The sequence below is a fragment of the Pseudoalteromonas obscura genome (genome assembly GCF_030135505.1).
Lineage (GTDB): Bacteria > Pseudomonadota > Gammaproteobacteria > Enterobacterales > Alteromonadaceae > Pseudoalteromonas > Pseudoalteromonas obscura.
Genome location: NZ_JASJUT010000015.1, coordinates 38,671 through 56,899 on the forward strand (window position 1 = coordinate 38,671; position 18,229 = coordinate 56,899).

The window sequence follows — 18,229 nt, forward strand, 5'->3', positions numbered from 1 at the left end:
TAAAATTTAAAGGTGGATCATGGAATTTTCCGACTCAGTAAAATTAGCAAGAACTGATACAGGGCTAGAATATTTTGAGGTTAACAGCCCCCTGTGTCAGGCGAAAATTTTTTTACAAGGTGCGCAAATTACAGAGTTTATCCCTAATGGTAAAAGCGACTTACTGTGGGTGTCGGCAGATGAAGATTATCAAGAAGGAAAGTCGGTACGCGGCGGTATCCCAATTTGTTGGCCTTGGTTTGGTGTGCATGAAAACCCAGAATGGCCCGCTCATGGGTTTGCGCGAAAGATTGTGTGGCGTGCGGAGAAAGTGACTGAAACATCGGAAGCTGTACGTATTTCACTGTCGTTACCCATGATGCAAGTTGATAAGCAATATTGGCCGCATGAATCTAAATTGGAAGTCGAGTTTATTTTGAGTGAACAATTAGAGGTGAGGCTTACTAACACGAACCTAGGTCAATCACCTTTTTCACTGACACAAGCGCTACATACCTATTTTCCAACTTCTAATATTAAAGACACCACAGTTGATGGTTTGCAAGGGGCAAAATATATCGAGTTTGGTCAAGGTCCTTTTGACCAATCAGAGCTGGTTGGTTTTGCACGTGAAACTGATATGGTTTATACGCAAGCTGCGCCAGTTCAGAATATCCATACGCCAGATGGCACCATTGAGGTTGGCCGTGAAAACTCGACATCTTGCGTGCTGTGGAATCCTTGGATTGATAAATCAAAACGCCTGAGCAATTTTCAAGACGAAGAGTACTTGAGTATGCTGTGTTTAGAAGCAGCCAATGTACTGGAGGACGTTGCAACTGTCGAACCAGGTCAAAGTCATACGTTAACTACAACAATACGCTGGCGTTAAACTTTTCCAATGAGATTGATTGACGTATCCTAACGTGAAGTAAACGTTAGGGTACATTTATGTCAGTGCCAACCATTTTGATCATCGATGATAATATTGAGGTGCGACTAAGCGCAGCTTACTTTCTTGAAGATCAGGGCTTCAAAGTATTGGAAGCCGCTTCCCCAGACGAAGCTAAACAGCTGCTCAGTGTAAAAGCAATTGCCATTATCTTGCTTGATATGAACTTTTCTAAGGATACAACCTCAGGGCAGGAGGGGTTGGACTTTTTGGCTTGGTTGAAAGAGCGAAATAATACACCTGCGGTGCTGTGTATTACTGGTTGGGGAAACATCAACCTTGCGGTTAGGGCATTGCAGCTCGGGGCCTGTGACTTTATAGAGAAGCCGTGGCAAAACACAGCACTTCTAACCTCAATTCAGCAGCAGCTCAAGCTACAAACTCGACAGCAAAACCAGCTATCTTATATTGCTAGCCAACAAACCCAAACGTCGCAGCCTGCAACCGAATTTGTTTGGCAATCTGCGAGTATGCGCGCATTGCAAAAAAAGCTTGAAAAGGTGGTGGTATCTGATGCCAGTATACTACTTTGTGGCGAAAGTGGCGTGGGTAAAAGCCACTTTGTTTCCTGGCTTCATCAACATTCCCAGCGAGCACAAGGGCCACTCGTCAGTGTGAATATGGGCGCATTGGCCGAGTCATTGTTCGAAAGTGAGCTGTTTGGCCATGTGAAAGGAGCGTTTACTGACGCGAAGCAGAATCGCACAGGTCGTTTTACCAAGGCGTCAGGTGGTACGCTCTTTATGGATGAAGTGGCGACTTTGTCTTTGCCTTTACAAGCAAAATTACTGCGGGTGTTAGAAACGGGTGAGTACGAGGCGTTGGGAAGCAGCCAAACGATCCGCAGTGACATCCGTTTAATTTGTGCAACCAATGCTCATTTACCCACCTGTATAGAACAAGGCACCTTTCGCAGAGACTTGTTCTACCGCATTAATACCTTGATGTTTGAGTTGCCTCCTTTGCGTGATCGAGAATCGGATATTGTTCCATTGGCTAAACATTTGCTTGCACAGCATGCAAAGCGTTATGGGATCACGGATAAAGGGTTATCAATGGAGGTCGAAAATGCACTGAAAGCCTACCCTTGGCCAGGCAATATTCGCGAGCTTAGCCATGTAATGGAACGCGCGTTACTGATGAGTGAAGGACCACAGATCTGCTTAGAGGACTGTCAATTACGATTGGCAAAGCAGCCTGCCGTGGCAACGCGTGTTCAGACTCGGTTAGAAGATAGCTCGTGCACTTTGGCTGATATGGAAAAAAGTCTGATCATGCAAGTGTTAGAAGAAGAGTGTGGCGTGATCAGTCAAGCGGCACAGCGATTAGGCTTAACTAAGTCTTCGCTATATCGCCGCTTGGACAAATATGGTCTAAAAGATGTCAGCTAATTTTGAGCGAGTGCTAGCTCTGTATTTGCTGTTGCTCAATGGGCTAGTGAGTGGGCTTAGTAGCTTTGTGGTCAAAGAATGGCTCTTTGCGTCGTGGGCCACCATCCTAGTTGCATTAATTATATTTGTCTGCCTTCAGGCTTTGTCCAATTTATATTTGGGGCGTCTTAGCGGCGTCTTTAAGCGGGCAAGTATTCAATTAGAAGCACTGCAACAGGCTGATTTTACCTATCAAATTAAGCCGCATTATCGCAGTGGTGAAGTGGCGAAATTTGAACGTGAATTAGTGGCATTGAGCGATGAATTGCACAGCCAAAAAGCGCGCTACAATAGCCATATTTATGTTATTTATCAGTTGATAGATAAGCTGCCTTGTCCTATTTTGGTGTTTGACGAAGACAATAAACTTAGTTATGCAAATCCCGCCTTTGAGGCGATATATCACAGACCTTGGCAGTTAGATAAAGGGCGTGACGCTGAGGTACTAGAGCTAGCTCGAGATAACGAACGCTGGCAGTTTTTAAATCGAAAATTACACACAAGTTGGACCTTAAGCAGCAGTGAATTTTATGAGCAGGGAAAGCGTTATAGCTTGCTTATTGCCACGGATATTAGAAAAGTACTGCGCCACCAAGAGCTGACAGCATGGCAGAACTTGATTAGGGTTATCAGCCACGAAATTAATAACACCTTGACGCCAGTTAGCTCGTTAGCACAGAGCTTACAGAGCAAAGTGGTCTTACCAAGGGATCAGCATGCGCTATCGGTTATTGAACAACGCTGTCATCACTTACAGCAATTTGTTGGTCGCTTTAGTGAACTCTCCAAGCCACTTGAAGTTCACCCAAAACAGGTGGTGCTCAAAGATTTATTGATGTCTGTCAATGCACTTATCGCACAGATATATCAAGATCAAACCCTACTATTGGATTGCACTGTGCGTGTTTGTCAGTGCGATCCTCAGTTATTAGAACAAGTGTTAATTAATTTACTGAGTAATGCCGCCGAGGCAAACGCAAAACAAAGCCCACAAGGTAAAACTGTCAGCATTAAGGCTGGCTATCAGGCATCCCATGTTGTGATTACCATTACAGATCAGGGAGGTGGGTTTGCCAACATAGAAAATGCCATGACGCCGTTTTACACCACCAAGAGCACAGGGCAAGGGATTGGCTTAACACTAAGCCGACGTGTTATCGAGCAGCATGAAGGGAGCCTGACAGTAAGCAATGGTTTACACGGAGCAGAAGTGAAAATTTCCCTGCCTAGTTGATAATAATTATCATTACCATATAATTAACACTCAACGAGAGTCAGTGACATTCTAACCGGGAAGTTTCTGAATTTGACTTAAGTATTCAGCGAGGAGTGTATTGTGTTGGTGTTATATCCGTTTATCGCTTTTCTTGTGATGAGTTTTGCCCTAAAGCATATTCAATTGCCTAGTCATACCAAGCGTTGGTTGAGTCGGTTGAGCGTATGGGCTGTCGCTGCGGCGATGGCAAGTGCTAAATTTGCTCTGGGGCTGAGCGCACCATTTTCAATGATTGCATTTGTTGTTGTGGGTGCAATTTTGACCTTATTCACTTCATTAGGGGCGATGGCGCGTCATGATTAGCCCTTCCTTGACGCCAAAAATTGGCATAAGGTTTACTATCAATATGGTAGTACCAAGGATATTTAATGCGCGCCAGAATACAGCTTATTTTAATGACGTTTGTGTGGCTCTTTGCGACGCCATCTCAGGCGGAAAAAAGTGATTGGAAGACCATTCAAAGCCCTCATTTTCGAGTTCACTATCAGCGCCCTTACAAAGTTTGGGCTGAAGCGTCAGTAAAGGAACTGGAACGAGTTCGCAGTCAGGTTTTAAGTCAGCAAGGTCGAGCGCTCGAGGCCATTATTGACGCCATAGTGATCGACCCCTTCAATTTGCCAAATGGGTTTGCCTTGCCAAGTTCTGATAGTCCATTTATGGCCTTGTATGTCACACCTCCACAATCAGATACGGCAATAGCGCATAACCCTAGCTGGTTAAAGCTGTTAGTACTGCATGAATATATTCACTTAGTACACTTGTCTCAGCCAAGCAGGTATCGCGCCCGACAGTGGTTGCGAGATATGAGCGATAGTTTTGATTTGGCAAATGCTGTACTGCCGCGCTGGGTTGCAGAGGGTTACGCGACATTACAGGAATCTAAGCTGACTGGTCAGGGCCGACTTTATGACAATTACTCCGAAGCGTTATTGCAAACTTTTGCTCGCCAAGGTGCTTTGTTGCCTTATCACGCCTTAAGTCATGGAGATGGTAGCCTTCGTGCCAGTGCGATGGCGTATTTATTAGGGGCAAGGTTTTTGGCTTGGCTTGAGCAGGAATATGACGAGGCTACTTTAGATGCTGTATGGACAAGAGTAAACGCGGTGGAGAGTCGAAACTTTGAGGTGGCATTTCACGGCGCTTTTGGCAAATCGGCAATACAGCTATATCGACGCTTTATTGCCGAGTATACCCATCAAGCTATTCAATCAGCTTCTCAGCGCACAGAGCTTGAGCAATATGAATTTATGCAATTTGCTTTTGCTGCCCGAGATATACAGCTGTCATCAGACAAAAAGCAGTTTTTGGCTGTGGAGACTACTCAGTCTGGTCAAGTATCACTGGTTGTTTATGCCAGTGAAAAAAACCACAAAGCGGTTGAGCAATTTGAGCAGCGCCAAGCGGCTATTTTGGCCCGAGACCCCGACGATATACCAGACACACACCCGGCGTCATTCCGACATAAAAAGTTAGCAACTTTGGAAGCTATGGATTTCAACGGGATTTACCATCCGCAATGGTTAGATGAGGAAACCGTTTATTTTGTCGCGCGGCAAAGGGTCGAGCATGGTTGGGCAAATGCGCTCTTCAAATGGCATATTCCCACCGACAAGGTCACGCGTTTATCTAACAGCATTGGGATCCGGCGTTTTAGTATTATCAATGAGTTTCTAGTGATAGCAGAGCGTACCGAGCATGGCTTTTCTCAATTGGTTCAGATTAGTCTATCCGATCAGCAAGTTATACCTTTGTTTTCGAGAGACTTAAACTCCGTTTACGATCATCCTGTGATCAGCCCAAGTGGTAAGCAATTGGCTTATTTAAAAGCAGCTCAAGGTCGTGGTTGGCGTTTATATGTTACTGATTTGGCTGACTCGACCTTGGTGGGCAAGGAAGTCCCATTACTTGATGACAGCCAATACGTCGCTTCGCCACGCTGGGACAAAACTGGAGTAGGCATCTATTTTGTGATGGGGCGCAAAGGAGCCTTGGGTATCTATCACTATCATCTGCAAAGGGATGAATTAAAACAAATAAGTGATGCGGAGCATGTATTTGAAGAGATATTAGGCGAGGTTAACAACCAGTTACTCTTTTTAGAGAGTACGCCATATGGCTCGAAGCTCATGGCGATCTCTAACTGGCACACACACGCGCAGCAAGTTGCGGTATTTGATACCCAAGGGATAGTTCAAAATGACAACAAGCAAAAGACACAGGCCCTACCCATTGGCTTTGCACAAACTGTGGCGGATTACGACCCAACCTTGCAAGATTGGTCTTTGGCAGTGTCGGTGCAGGGCGCTTTAGCAAGCACAGAAGTGCTCAGTGTGGGCATCACTGGTGCAGATATACTCAAGCATTGGAGTTGGCAGGCGGGGATGAGCCAATCACTTTTCGATGACGTGTTGCAAGGCGGGTATCTGGATATGGCATATCGATGGGGGGAGTTTGACGTTCGCAACGAACTAAAGGTGAGTGAATTAGATACTTCTGTACAGCGAGATGAGTTGGGTGGTTTTCAAGCAGTGCAAAAAGCTTGGTCCAATACGTTGGAGGTTTCATTTGCACAGCACAGCCAAAAGTGGCGCTGGCGTCCCTATGTTGGTTGGCATATGGTCGAACAACGGTATCAAGGTCTTGAGCACAGCTATTGGGCGGGCAATCAGGTGTCTTATCACCATGATCAGCAGCAATATTCTGTGGATGTTACTATGGATGGCGCGAAAATATGGGGGTACAACGCCGGCCATGAGGTGATGTTCAAGGGGGCAGTGACGTTGTGGCAATGGCCTATGTACATCAATGTGAGTAACCGTTACCGTACCGAGCAGGCGCTTAGCGTTGGTGGGTTTGCGACCAACAGTATATACAGTGGTGTTGGTGGGGATCAGCAGCATGTCGCTGAGTTACCCTTTATGTTTAAATCGGGTGCCCATTACTTAGGTTATGAGTTTGCAACGAGCTGGCGTGCAGGGCAACCGCGTTTATTTTATGCACGTCACCAAATGGACAGTCAAAACTTTGCAAAGAGTTGGGGCATAAAATGGCAAATGAACTTAAGTCAAAAAGTGCTTGGCAGTGCGGCTAAATACGCACCGGCAGGGATCTCCAATATGCATCTGGATGTGGGGTTTTCCCGTCTTTCTCGTGACACTCAGGAAGATGAATGGCGCACTTGGTTTGGGCTTTGGCACCCTTGGTAAATTTGTGCTTTTGAGGAAAAAGGCGAGTGGTCACTCGCCTTGTGCAATTGGTTGGTTTGATAAAAATTGGATCTTATTCAGTATAGGTCGCAACCAGAGTCACGTTAGAGTATGCGCTATAACCGCGTAACATGACCCAGTACTTGCCTGCGCCACCAGTGATGTTACACGACTCACTATTTCCCCATCTGTAAGGACGGCAGTCATAAGTCGAAGTTGTTGGCTTGCTGCCTTTTCTCACATATAGATCCGCATCACCTGAACCGCCAGAAATACTTACTTGGACATTCGAGGCACCTGCTGGTAAGTCTAAATAGTAAAATGTAGTCTCTAATCTATCGCCCTGCAGTCCTTCTTTCGCCACACCGTTGATGAGCGTGGCTGGATCTTCGTTTGGATCGGTCAACAGAACTTGTTTTGTTGTCGTTGCTGATGCGCCGCTGGCATCTGTGACTGTCAGTGATACGTTGTATGAACCATAAGCTGCATAGCTATGGGTTACGTTGGCACCAAAACCATTGCTAGAAGCATCTCCATAGCTCCATTCGTATTGGCTGATAGACCCGTTAGGTGAGCTCGAAGCGCTTCCATCAAAGCTACAGCTTAACGCTGTGCATGAAGCTGTGAATTGCGCGACTGGCAGTGGATCGCTGTTGTTATCGCCATCTGGGATTTGATTGTTGAAATGGCTTGCTACTTTTGGCCAAATTAAGCTGACTTTTGCCCCTTTGTTGTGACAGCCACCCAAGTGATGTAGTGCGATGACCTTATTGCTAGATGCCGCTAGTACAGGAGAGCCAGATGAACCACCTATGGTGTCACAGTAGTAGCCCAGATCTGTACCTGTGCCTCTACCATTGGCGTTCGCGTTGTTGACTGAGCACAATCCATCCGTGTCGCGATCCGACTCAATGGACAACTCTTTTGGATTGCCTGAGCCGTGCTGTGGGATATAGATACGCTCACCTTGAGTTGCATCTCGGACATCTAACCCAAAGTAGCCAAATGGTTGGGCTTTAGCGAAATCGTTAATCGTGAATAGCGTGTAATCAAGGGTATAATCTGTTGAAAGGAAGTCTTTACCAGTAACTTTTACTACGGTCTCTAAGGTAGAGCCATTACACGAAGTGTGTTGGTAGTTAAACCATACTTCTGTGTTGGATAATTCAGACGCAGTTTCTACGCAGTGGTTATTAGTAAACATGCGGTTATCAGGACCAACACGCCAGCCAGTACATAGTCCACTACCATTCATAAGTAGGCGTGCAACTGGACGGCTGCGTTCAAACTCAGTGGGGTTGCTGTTTGCCCAGCACTGTACGTCTTTTCGTTCCATCGCGCCACAAGTAGAGCTGATCCCAACATCCGTAGCTGGTGCCATTTGTAATTCATTTTCAGTGCCGTGATCATAATAGTCTATGATGGCATTTTGGCTTGCACTAACTTGGCTGCCAGGTGTGTATTCTACTACTGCTGTTTCAGCAGAAATAGACATGGCAGAGAAGCTTGTTACGCCATCATCACTTTGGCTAAGTGTTGCCGCACGCATGTTGTGTTCAGTGTACTCATAGCGTTCGCTGCCATCTTCTGAACGTACCACAAGTTTGCCACCACCGGCTAAGTTAATGTTTTTAAAATGCAGTTTTATATAGCTGGCATTGGGGTGTGTCACAGTTTGTGTGATGATATTGCTGGCATTGTCGGCTGAGAATGCTGCCATTGCTTGAGGTTGAATCACAAGGTTCAGCTCAGCGCGTTTACCAATTGTGGCCATACTTGTTTTGCTAGTATATTGCATCATTTGTGCTTCTGTGAGCGCAGTGGTCTGCGCAAAACAGCTTGCTGAGACAAGTCCTAGTGCTGGTAATATATAACGAGTTTTCATTTATGTTCCTTGTTAGTTTTGTGTTGAGTAAAATTTAAACAACAAGAAACAAGGTAATCGCATATAACGTAATTGTAAAGAAATTGATAATTAAATATTTTACAATGTTTAATTTTTGTCCGCTTGAGTGACTTTTTGGTTATTCAAAACAATTTAACACTGCATTGGATAAATGCTGTTTAGTACCAAGCTTGTTTCTTGCTGTTGTTAACTATTTTGCACCTGAAACAGTTTTAGATGCTTGGGTTTTTGTCGTAAATAATATATCAAGACCATGATTTTAAATAGTTTATATTTTTAACTGGCTTATCTAAATAGTGAACATTCCGAAGTAGCTACACATCAATGGTTAGTGATATTTAATTGTTAATGGCTGAATGCAATGACGCCATCCATGGCAACACTGTGTCATTATGAAAAATACCCAAATTATCATTATTAAACGCAATAGCCTTGTATTCCGATTCCGGAATTGACACAAAATTTATCCGATACTGGTTAATTCCATTCATCATAAATTTTCAAGCTTATGATTATTAAGCTTTTATCTGATTGGCATGTTTTTCGCTCACTGGGGGGAGGCCCGTGTCATTTTTGATACGAAAAAGTAATAAGTAACGAGAAGAGTAGATGGATATTCAAGTACCAAAGCCAGTCAGACAACCTTTCTTTAAACGCCATAGGGGATTAGGAGTTATCGTCTGTTTATTGGTGATCTGGTTGTTAGTGCAGTTGGATATAGGGCTGGCAACACAGTTACCAAAGAGTGACATAATGATTGCAACAGTAAAGCAAGGTGTATTGAACATTGAAGTGGATGCATTTGGCGAGTTGCAAAGTGAACAGCAACACATCATTACTACGACTAGTGCCGGTATCGTCACTGAGGTAGTTAACAAAGCTGGCAGTATAGTCGAAGCGGGTACGTTGATTGCAAAGTTGGAAAATCCGGATCTCACACTGGAGTTGAAACGTTCGCAGCAGCGACTAATTGAAGCCAAAGCAGACGAATTGCAACTGAATTTGCGGCAGCAGCGCGAGCGCTTGTTAGAGCAGTCTGTGCTGGGTCAGTTGGAAGGTGAGTTGGCGACCTTAACTTTTCGATTTCAGGCGCAAAAAAATTTGGTGGATCGCGGTATTATTTCAGAGTTATCTTTTCTTGAAACTCAGGCGCAGCTGGGTAGCTTGGAAACGCGAGTCTCGCATGCAAAAGCACGTATTGAGCAATTGCAGGGACTACATTTGAGTGCCACTGCACTTGCGCTAGAAAAGATTGAGCTCGCAAAACAGGAGCAGGCGTTATTGGCTGAAAAGGTTGCGCAACTTGACATTGTTGCAGCCGAGCAGGGAGTAATAGAAGTAATGCCGCTTGAGTTGGGTGCACGAGTTGAACGAGGTGCGCACGTCGTAACAATTGGCAGCCAGCATGCTTTGAAGGCTGAACTAAAAGTGAATCAATCTCAGGCCGCAAATGTACAAGTTGGTCAGTTGGTTAAGGTGTTTTCAGCTGCGCAAGTGATACGCGGCAAAGTAACACGTATCGATCCCGTCATTACTGCACATCATGTGATAGTAGAGGTCAGCTTACCATTACTGAGTGATATCGAGCTGAGGCCAAAGCAAAGTATTAGAGCGTCCATTGTCGTCGATACCATAGACGATGCCTTCTACGTGCAAAACCCCGTTGGAGAGGCTGCTAAAATGGCAACTTTGTACCGCGTTTTAGATGGAGGAAAAACCGAATTAGTTGATGTTCAATTCGGTCAAAAAAGTGGCCGCTACATTGAAGTAAAAGGTGGGTTAAAGGTCGGAGACTCTATTGTCATATCTGATCTCAGTAGTTACGCGCAACAAGCGCAAGCAGTGGTTATTCAATAGGAGTGAATATGCAAAACATGATTGAAATGCAGGGAATTGGAAAGGTGTTTGAAACACAGGATTTCCAAACCCATGCTTTGAGAAATATCAATATTTCAATAGAGCAAGGTGAGTTTGTATCCATATCAGGTCCTTCTGGGTGTGGGAAGTCTACCTTATTGTCGATTATGGGCTTGCTAGAGCCTGCGTCGACAGGGCGCTACTGGTTGGCAGGCCAGTCGGTAGACAACTTAACATTTGACCAAGCTGCTGCGTTAAGGAATTTACATATTGGGTTTATATTTCAATCTTTTAACCTCGTAGATGCGATGTCGGTATTTGATAATGTGGCGCTACCGTTGCGTTACCGTGTGCCCAAGCTCAGCGCGCAGGAATCCCAACAAAGAGTCATGTTATGTTTAGAAAAGGTGGGCCTTTCTCATCGCGTGCAGCATCTCCCCGGCCAATTGTCTGGTGGTCAACAACAAAGAGTGGCCATTGCGCGTGCACTTGTGACACAACCTAGTATTTTATTGGTTGATGAGGCAACTGGAAATTTGGACTCAAAGAGTGGTGATGCTGTGATGGGGTTAATTGGCGAGCTACATCAACAGGGCACCACCATTTGCATGGTCACCCACGATCCACGTTACGCTGATATGGCGTCACGTCAAGTGAAGCTGTTTGATGGTGAACTACTAGGTTGTGGTTATACAGCGCCAAAGGCTGAGATAAACATGTATAGGCCTTTGTAACGGGAACGACGTTGATGCGAAAAGAAAACTTCAGCTCGATTTCAGAGCTGTTTAAAAAGACAAAATTTACAGTGTTGTTTGTGGTGTTGTTGGCAAGTGCGTTGGCAGGCGGCACCATTGTTAGCTTGATTACTTGGCATGCTTATGCCCCGTTACCCTACCCACAAGATGAATCATTGGTGTGGTTGCGTGGCAGCATGACGAATCAAAAAGATGAGCAAGTGATGAGCAATGCGCTGTCTAACATTGCGGCACAGTATATAGCTAGCCAGGACTCCTCTCTTTCTATGGCCGCTCCAGTTTACTATGGGGAAGCGCTATATATGGATCATGTGCAGCAACCTCAACTTAATATGACTTACACCTCTCACGAGTTTTTTTCCTTATTTGGGCAAACACTGATACAGGGAAGATATTTTAGCGAGCAGCAGCAAGATGGTGTAACAGCGCCTGAAGTGGTAGTTAGTCAATGTTTTGCCGAGCGTTATATGCCAGCGCTATTAGCTCAGAGCGCACTGGCGTCAAGTCCGTCATATAGCATGGAGCTTGATCAGCGAGTCTTTCGCGTTGTTGGGGTTGTGGCATGTGAGCGTACAGAGCCGCAATTGTATATGCCAAATCGCCAGACAGATGTATTTGTGTCATTTGCACATGTGATTGATAACACAAATGTATTACGAGAACATATAACGGTGCGCTACAACACTTTTTTGGTTGGTCGAACTAGAAGCGAATCCCTTGCTGCTGGGGTGCCAGCGGATATTTCAGCGTATTTGAATGAGCAATTTAGCGCTGGTATTACAGATTTTGGTAGTTCGATCCGCAATCAATTACACTTTGAGTACATACCATTACAACAATACCTCAAAGGAGATTTGCAACAGACTAGTCGATGGTTGTTGCTAAGTGGTGCGGCCTTTTTGTTGATCACTCTGGTCAACTTACTGACCTTTTACTTGCTAGATATAAAGAAGCAGCAGGCGCAATGGGTGTTGAAAACGGTGTTGGGAGCGCCATTGGATACCTTACGCACTGCGCACCGCTGGCAAGTGAGTGTGCTCTTTCTCTTGGCGGCAATGTTCGCACTGGTTTTAGCTGAGTTGGGAGTGACAGCTATTCACCACTTTGGCAAACAGGAAGTGGCACACCTTGATTGGTTAGAGCTGCAAGTTGTGCATTATTTAATGGTTGCAGGAATTGCGCTGCTATTTGCCAGAGGGTTTGCAGTGTTTGGATTTAAACAGCTATCATTTTCCAGCCTCTATCAAAATTTACAAAACTCAGGTAAAGGTCAAGCGAAACAACTTCCACAGTGGTTCAGCACCTCGGTTTTGATCGCCCAGCTTAGTGTCGGGCTGGTTGTCTTATGTATTGGCCTGTGGACTGCGATATATTTTGGCAACAAACTGAGCGTACCGTCAGGTATAAATGCTGAAGAAGTGGTCTTTGTTACTCGCCATCAAACCTCTTGGCAGCATGATGAACAGGCTGTTTTAGCTCGCAAACAGCTTTTCTTATCTAATAAGCAAGCACTCTTAGCACACCCAAAAATTGCATCAGTGTCTTTAAGTAGTATCAGCCCATTGGATACAAGCTATTTGGCTGTGATAGGTACTCAACCGGGCGCTGAGGTGCAACACACGATGCAATCTCAGCTGGTAGGAGAAGATTACTTTTCACTTTTGGGTTTGCATTTGTTGGCGGGGAGCGCATTTGTATCTGCCGATAGCGACGCCCGTCAATCGGTCATCATTAATCGACAGGCGGCAACTAAGTTAGGGATCGGTCTAGATGATATAGGCATGACTCTGTACGGGCGAGACGCTCAGGCAGTTAAGTTGGTGGGTATCGTGGAAAACATCTACAGCCATGCTCTGGGCGCCCCCGCAACCATTTATTACCCCCACGATTTTTACGAGTGCAATATGGTGATCAAGTTTAAGCCTGCGCAAACAGTGGATAAGCAGGAGTTGAACGAACTATTACAACAGCAAGCGAGTACACAAAGAATTCAAGATATGACGTATTTGGATGTGGATTTGGCACAATTGAATAAAGCGGCAGTCTTAAGCTTTTATTGCGGCCTTGGACTAAGCTTTTTAATGACGATGCAAGTGCTGGTGGGGCTGTACGGGCTTCTGGGTAACATCGCGTTAATGCAAAAGCCACTATTACTGATTAAGCAGCAAGTAGGTGCCACACGAAAGCAACTGATAAAGGAGCAAGTTCGATTCAGGCTAGCTCATTTTACTGGTGCGCTTTTAATCGCAACATGTGTAATCCTAGGTTTGGTAAGTTTATTACCCAGTGTGACCTACACCTTGTTGTTCTGTTACTTATTTTCTGTATTTGTCTTATTTATGGTGTTGTTTACTATAGATATTTATCACCTTTCTGGACAGTTGAAAAATTATTGAGAAGTTGTAACAGATTCTTACAAATGTCACACCCTAGGGAAGAGAAATCTTGATAATATAGCGCTAGGAAATTATCAATAGGTACAGTCATGCAAGCAAGAATACTGAAGTGGATAATACCCTTCGTCGCGTTGGGTATAGGGATCATTGGGTTTAAGGGCATTAATGCCGTGGCCAAAAACGACGATGCTTCTGATGCAGTGGATACTCGTCCCATTGTAGAAGTCGAAGCGCTGCAAGCGCAAGACCATCAGGTTTTAATCAATAGTTATGGTGAAGTCACACCGCTAGAGCAAACCATGCTTTCCGTACAAGTCTCTGGTGAAATTGAATATTGGCACTCTAACTTTGTCACAGGTGGTGTGGTAAACAAAGGTGATGTTCTACTGCGCATTGAAAAGGACAATTATCAGGCTGCGGTACTGCAAGCGGAAGCATCATTGTCGAGTGCACAGGCTCAATTGATTGAGGAGCAAGCGCTGGCTGATGTTGCCGCGGATGAGGCAAAGCGCTTCCCTAATAAAAAGCATACTGATTTATTCTTGCGAAAGCCTCAGCTAATGAGTGCTAAAGCCGCGGTGAAATCAGCGAAAGCGGCACTTAAAAGGGCGCAACGTGACCTTGATAACTGTGAAGTTGTCGCACCATTCAATGCATTGATTGTGTCGAGAGAAGTGGGTCTTGGTCAGTTTGTCAGTACGGGTAGTCCTGTTGCACAATTAAATAATATTGAGCAAGCAGAAATTGTTATTCCTATCGCAGGGTTTGACTCTATTTTTCTACCTGAACAAGTTTCTGGGCTAAAGGCGACTTTAACGCAAAGAGGTGTTAATGGATTTACTCGCGACGCCGTCATTCATCGTGACTTAGGTATCGTTGATCAGCAAACGCGCATGAGTAGCTTAGTGGTTAGAATTGAAGACCCATATGGGCTGATAAGCAATGCACCAGCGATTAAATTTGGTACTTATGTACAAGTGCAGTTTGAGGGCAAAACCCTTCGTCAAATCTATCGTCTTCCTCAAGAGCTCGTGAACAACCAAACGGTATGGCTATTAAATGAAGAAGCGGAGCTCGAGCCTCGCCCGGTACAAGTGATCCGTGAAGAAGGCAGGTATTACTTGGTCGGAGAAGGGTTATCTAACAACGATAAAGTTGTTGTAACCTTACCGGAATACCCGCAGCGCGGCATGGCTGTCAAGGTTGCCGGCTCTGAAGATGCAGATGGAGATTCTGATAACGTGGGAAAGCTGTAACAGCAGGGAATGAACTATGAGTGAGCAAATAAGAACTTCCCAAAAAGGGTTAATCGCATATTTTGCGCATAACTCTGTCGCAGCAAACCTTATGATGGTCTTTATTCTGATCATGGGTATAGTGAGCTATTTCACTATTCAGCGACAAATGTTTCCTAGCATTGAGCTGAATTTTGTTAGCATCAATGCGAGTTACCCAGGGGCGTCTCCACAAGAAATTGAAGAGAGCATCTTGATCAAAATTGAAGAGGCACTCAAAGATGTCACTGAGGTTGATAAAGGTGTATATCGTGCACGTCGCGGAAGCGGCAGCGTTCAGTTGGAAATTGATACGGATGCCGATTTAAGCGATGTGGTGGAAAAAGTGCGGACGCGTGTTGATGGGATCGCGACCTTTCCCGCTGCGATGGAACCTATCAGGGTACAGCAAGTTGAATTTCGCCAAGATGTGATCCAAATGGCACTGGCTGCTGACATTCCGCTCAAAGAGCTTAAGCCGCTGGCGAAAGAGGTGGAAGATGAGCTTCTGCAGCTTTCTAATGTGTCCTTGGTTGAACGGAGTACTCCAGCCTATGAAATTGCCATTGAAATTGATCCTGACACATTACGCCGTTATGGCTTAACCATTAGCGATGTAAGTAATTCAATTCGTCGCTATTCAACTAATATTTCTGCAGGTGAAATCCGTACAGAAGCCGGGATTATCTCTGTGCGTGTCGAAAATCAGAAGTACCGAGGTGACGAGTTTAAACGTATCCCTGTTAAAGTGGGGAGCAATGGCGCCAAAATTTATCTACAAGATGTCGCGGTGATCAAAGATGAATTTGTAGAAGGTGAGTTCTACTTCAAACAAAACGGCATCAATGCGGCGTTTCTATCAGTAAAAGCGACCAAAGAGCAAAATATGATCCCGGTTGCTAAGACTGTGCACGCATACATCGAGGCAAAAAACACCACATTACCTGAAGGGGTAACGTTAACGCCTATCGTTGATATGACGTACTATCTTGATGCGCGTCTTGAAATGATGAAGAAAAACATGCTGCAAGGGGCAATTTTGGTTGCCATAATGCTGTCGATCTTCTTACGCTTTAAGTTGGCACTGTGGGTAATGATAGGTTTACCTGTGTGTTTCCTTGGTGCGATTATGTTGATGCCAGCGTTTGGGATCAGCATTAATATTGTGTCCTTGTTCGCTTTCATCATGGTGCTGGGGATTGTTGTCGATGATGCCATAGTGATTGGGGAGGCTGCCTATACCGAAGTTGAACGCAGTGGCCCCAGTGTTGACAGTGTAGTAAGAGGTGCAAAGCGAGTAGCGACACCTGCGACCTTTGGTGTTTTGACAACCATGGCTGTATTTGCACCTATGGTGATGTCGAGTGGACCGCAAGGCGCCTTTTTCAAATCGATATCCATTGTGGTGATCTTATGCTTAGTATTCAGTTTGATTGAATCAAAGTGGATCTTACCAGCCCATATTGGTCATACCAAATTTAAGCCACTACGTGAAAACAGCAGACGTGCACGTTTTAACAAACATTTCTTTGCTTTTGTAAATGGCCCTTATCGAAACTTTATTGAAAAAGCGGTTGCATGGCGCTGGTCGGTATTTTGTGGCTTTATCGCAGTATTTTTAGTGAGTATGTCTTTGATAACATCGAATCAAGTGCGCTTTGTACCGCTGCCAAAAGTACCTCACGACTTCCCAATGGTGAAGATAATGCTCAATGATAATGTGTCAGATGAGCAGACTATGTCGGCGTTACAGCAAATAGAAAGCATGATGCTTGAGGTTGATAAAGACATTGAACGCGAGCATGGCCAGAAAATGATCCGAGACATTTTAGTGTGGAATGAAGGCCGCACGGAAGGCAGTGTATTAGCTGTATTGGTAGATGAAGATTTGCGTCCATTTGATGCGTTTGAATTATCTCGTCGCTGGCGTGAGGCCATGCCTTCTGTTGCTGGTGTGAAGTCGCTCTTGGTGATTGACGATGTAAACGATGAAGGCAGTGGTGATGGTGAATTTGGTTATCTGCTATATGGTCCAGATGTTGATACTTTGAATGCTGCGGGCAGACAGTTCATCGCAATGCTGCAACAAGAAAAAGGCTTGTTTGATATCAGCTCTACGATCGATCCACCAAGCAAAGAAGTGCAACTTTCGCTTAAACCTGTTGCTTATGACCTAGGCTTGAATTTGGCTGATGTTGCGAACCAAATAGGAGATAGCTTTTATGGTGGTGAAGCACAGCGATTGATCCGAGATGGTGAAGAAATCCGTGTGATGGTTCGTTACCCAGAGCTGGATCGAGAGGCGGTTGCCTCGCTCAAGTATGCACTGATCAAAACACCGGACGGCCGTGAGGTCGTGCTTGGCGATGTGGTTGAATTTACCGAGAAACCTGGCGTTAGTTACATTCGTCGTGAAGGCGGCTATCGTACTGTGTACGTGTACGGTAGTATCGATGAGCAAACCATTGAGCCATCGCAAGTTGTCGAAAATATCCGAGAGGACTTATTACCTAGACTGACGGAGCAATTTCCAGAGGTGAAAACAGAGTTGGGTGGCTCGGTTGAGGAAACACAGGCTCAAGCAGATGAACAGGTTATGTTCTTTGCTGCAGGTATGATGATAGTTTACATTTTACTGGCTGTGCCTTTGAAGAGTTATTCTCAGCCTCTGATCATTATGTCGGTTATTCCATTTAGCTTGATCGGTGCCGTTTGGGGGCATTGGCTAAATGGCTTGGATATGAGCATGATGTCGACCTTTGGTTTAATTGCGGCTGCAGGGGTTGTGATCAATGACTCGCTCGTCATGACCGATTATGTCAACCAAGTGCGAAAAGAAGGCGTGGCTTTGAAGGATGCGGTTATTGAGGCTGGGTGTGCGCGCTTTAGAGCGATCACTTTGACGTCTATCACTACATTTGCGGGTGTAACCCCTATTATCTTTGAAACCAGCTTGCAGGCTAAGTTTGTGATCCCAATGGCGATTTCACTTGGTTTTGCAGTGCTGTTTGCAACGTTGATCACCTTAGTATTGGTACCATGTTTGTACATTATTCTGGTCGATATTAAGAGTGTGTTTTCAAAGTTGAAGAGCAAGCGTAAGGGCTTTAAGAAAGGCTCTGCTCAGAAAATTGCATAAATAATTAAAATGTATCAAAAAAAGCCCAGCCTAGTGCTGGGTTTTTTGTTTTTATTTTG

Annotated in this window: 11 protein-coding genes; 10 read left to right on the forward strand and 1 reads right to left on the reverse strand. The window is 44.9% G+C overall.

The window, feature by feature from the left end; translation table 11 throughout:
• Positions 1–19 precede the first annotated feature (19 nt).
• The 5 genes from QNM18_RS24540 to QNM18_RS24560 all read left to right on the forward strand — a co-directional run bounded on the left by QNM18_RS24540 (position 20) and on the right by QNM18_RS24560 (position 6,843).
• Positions 20–871, forward strand: coding sequence for a D-hexose-6-phosphate mutarotase (locus tag QNM18_RS24540; RefSeq protein WP_211013202.1), 852 nt, complete (start codon positions 20–22; stop codon positions 869–871).
• A gap of 59 nt (positions 872–930) precedes the next feature.
• The gene (locus QNM18_RS24545) at positions 931–2,322 is read left to right on the forward strand and encodes a sigma-54-dependent transcriptional regulator (RefSeq protein ID WP_284138696.1); all 1,392 of its coding nucleotides are present in this window, start codon (positions 931–933) and stop codon (positions 2,320–2,322) included.
• Entirely contained in the window at positions 2,312–3,595 is a 1,284-nt protein-coding gene (locus QNM18_RS24550; RefSeq protein WP_211013200.1) for a sensor histidine kinase, read from the forward strand. The genes QNM18_RS24545 and QNM18_RS24550 overlap by 11 nt, the downstream gene beginning before the upstream one ends.
• 102 nt (positions 3,596–3,697) lie before the next feature.
• On the forward strand, positions 3,698–3,940 hold the full coding sequence (locus tag QNM18_RS24555; RefSeq protein ID WP_211013199.1) for a hypothetical protein: 243 nt from the start codon (positions 3,698–3,700) through the stop codon (positions 3,938–3,940).
• Between the two features lie 65 nt (positions 3,941–4,005).
• Entirely contained in the window at positions 4,006–6,843 is a 2,838-nt protein-coding gene (locus tag QNM18_RS24560; protein ID WP_284138697.1) for a TolB family protein, read from the forward strand.
• Between the two features lie 73 nt (positions 6,844–6,916).
• Here the strand turns inward: QNM18_RS24560 and QNM18_RS24565 are convergent, their stop codons facing one another.
• Positions 6,917–8,728 (reverse strand): PKD domain-containing protein, encoded by a 1,812-nt coding sequence (locus tag QNM18_RS24565; RefSeq protein ID WP_284138698.1) that lies wholly within the window; start codon positions 8,726–8,728, stop codon positions 6,917–6,919.
• A gap of 630 nt (positions 8,729–9,358) precedes the next feature.
• On the opposite strand from QNM18_RS24565, the gene QNM18_RS24570 reads away from it, so the two are divergent.
• The 5 genes from QNM18_RS24570 to QNM18_RS24590 all read left to right on the forward strand — a co-directional run bounded on the left by QNM18_RS24570 (position 9,359) and on the right by QNM18_RS24590 (position 18,170).
• Positions 9,359–10,606: an efflux RND transporter periplasmic adaptor subunit gene (locus QNM18_RS24570; protein WP_284138699.1), complete on the forward strand. Its 1,248-nt coding sequence runs from the start codon at positions 9,359–9,361 to the stop codon at positions 10,604–10,606.
• Positions 10,607–10,623: 17 nt separating this feature from the next.
• On the forward strand, positions 10,624–11,340 hold the full coding sequence (locus tag QNM18_RS24575; RefSeq protein ID WP_284138724.1) for an ABC transporter ATP-binding protein: 717 nt from the start codon (positions 10,624–10,626) through the stop codon (positions 11,338–11,340).
• Between the two features lie 14 nt (positions 11,341–11,354).
• Positions 11,355–13,757: an ABC transporter permease gene (locus QNM18_RS24580; protein WP_284138700.1), complete on the forward strand. Its 2,403-nt coding sequence runs from the start codon at positions 11,355–11,357 to the stop codon at positions 13,755–13,757.
• 89 nt (positions 13,758–13,846) lie between these two features.
• The gene (locus QNM18_RS24585) at positions 13,847–15,013 is read left to right on the forward strand and encodes an efflux RND transporter periplasmic adaptor subunit (RefSeq protein WP_284138701.1); all 1,167 of its coding nucleotides are present in this window, start codon (positions 13,847–13,849) and stop codon (positions 15,011–15,013) included.
• A 16-nt stretch (positions 15,014–15,029) separates the two neighbouring features.
• A complete protein-coding gene (locus QNM18_RS24590) occupies positions 15,030–18,170 on the forward strand; it encodes an efflux RND transporter permease subunit (protein ID WP_284138702.1) in 3,141 nt (1,046 codons plus the stop codon).
• Positions 18,171–18,229 lie beyond the last annotated feature (59 nt).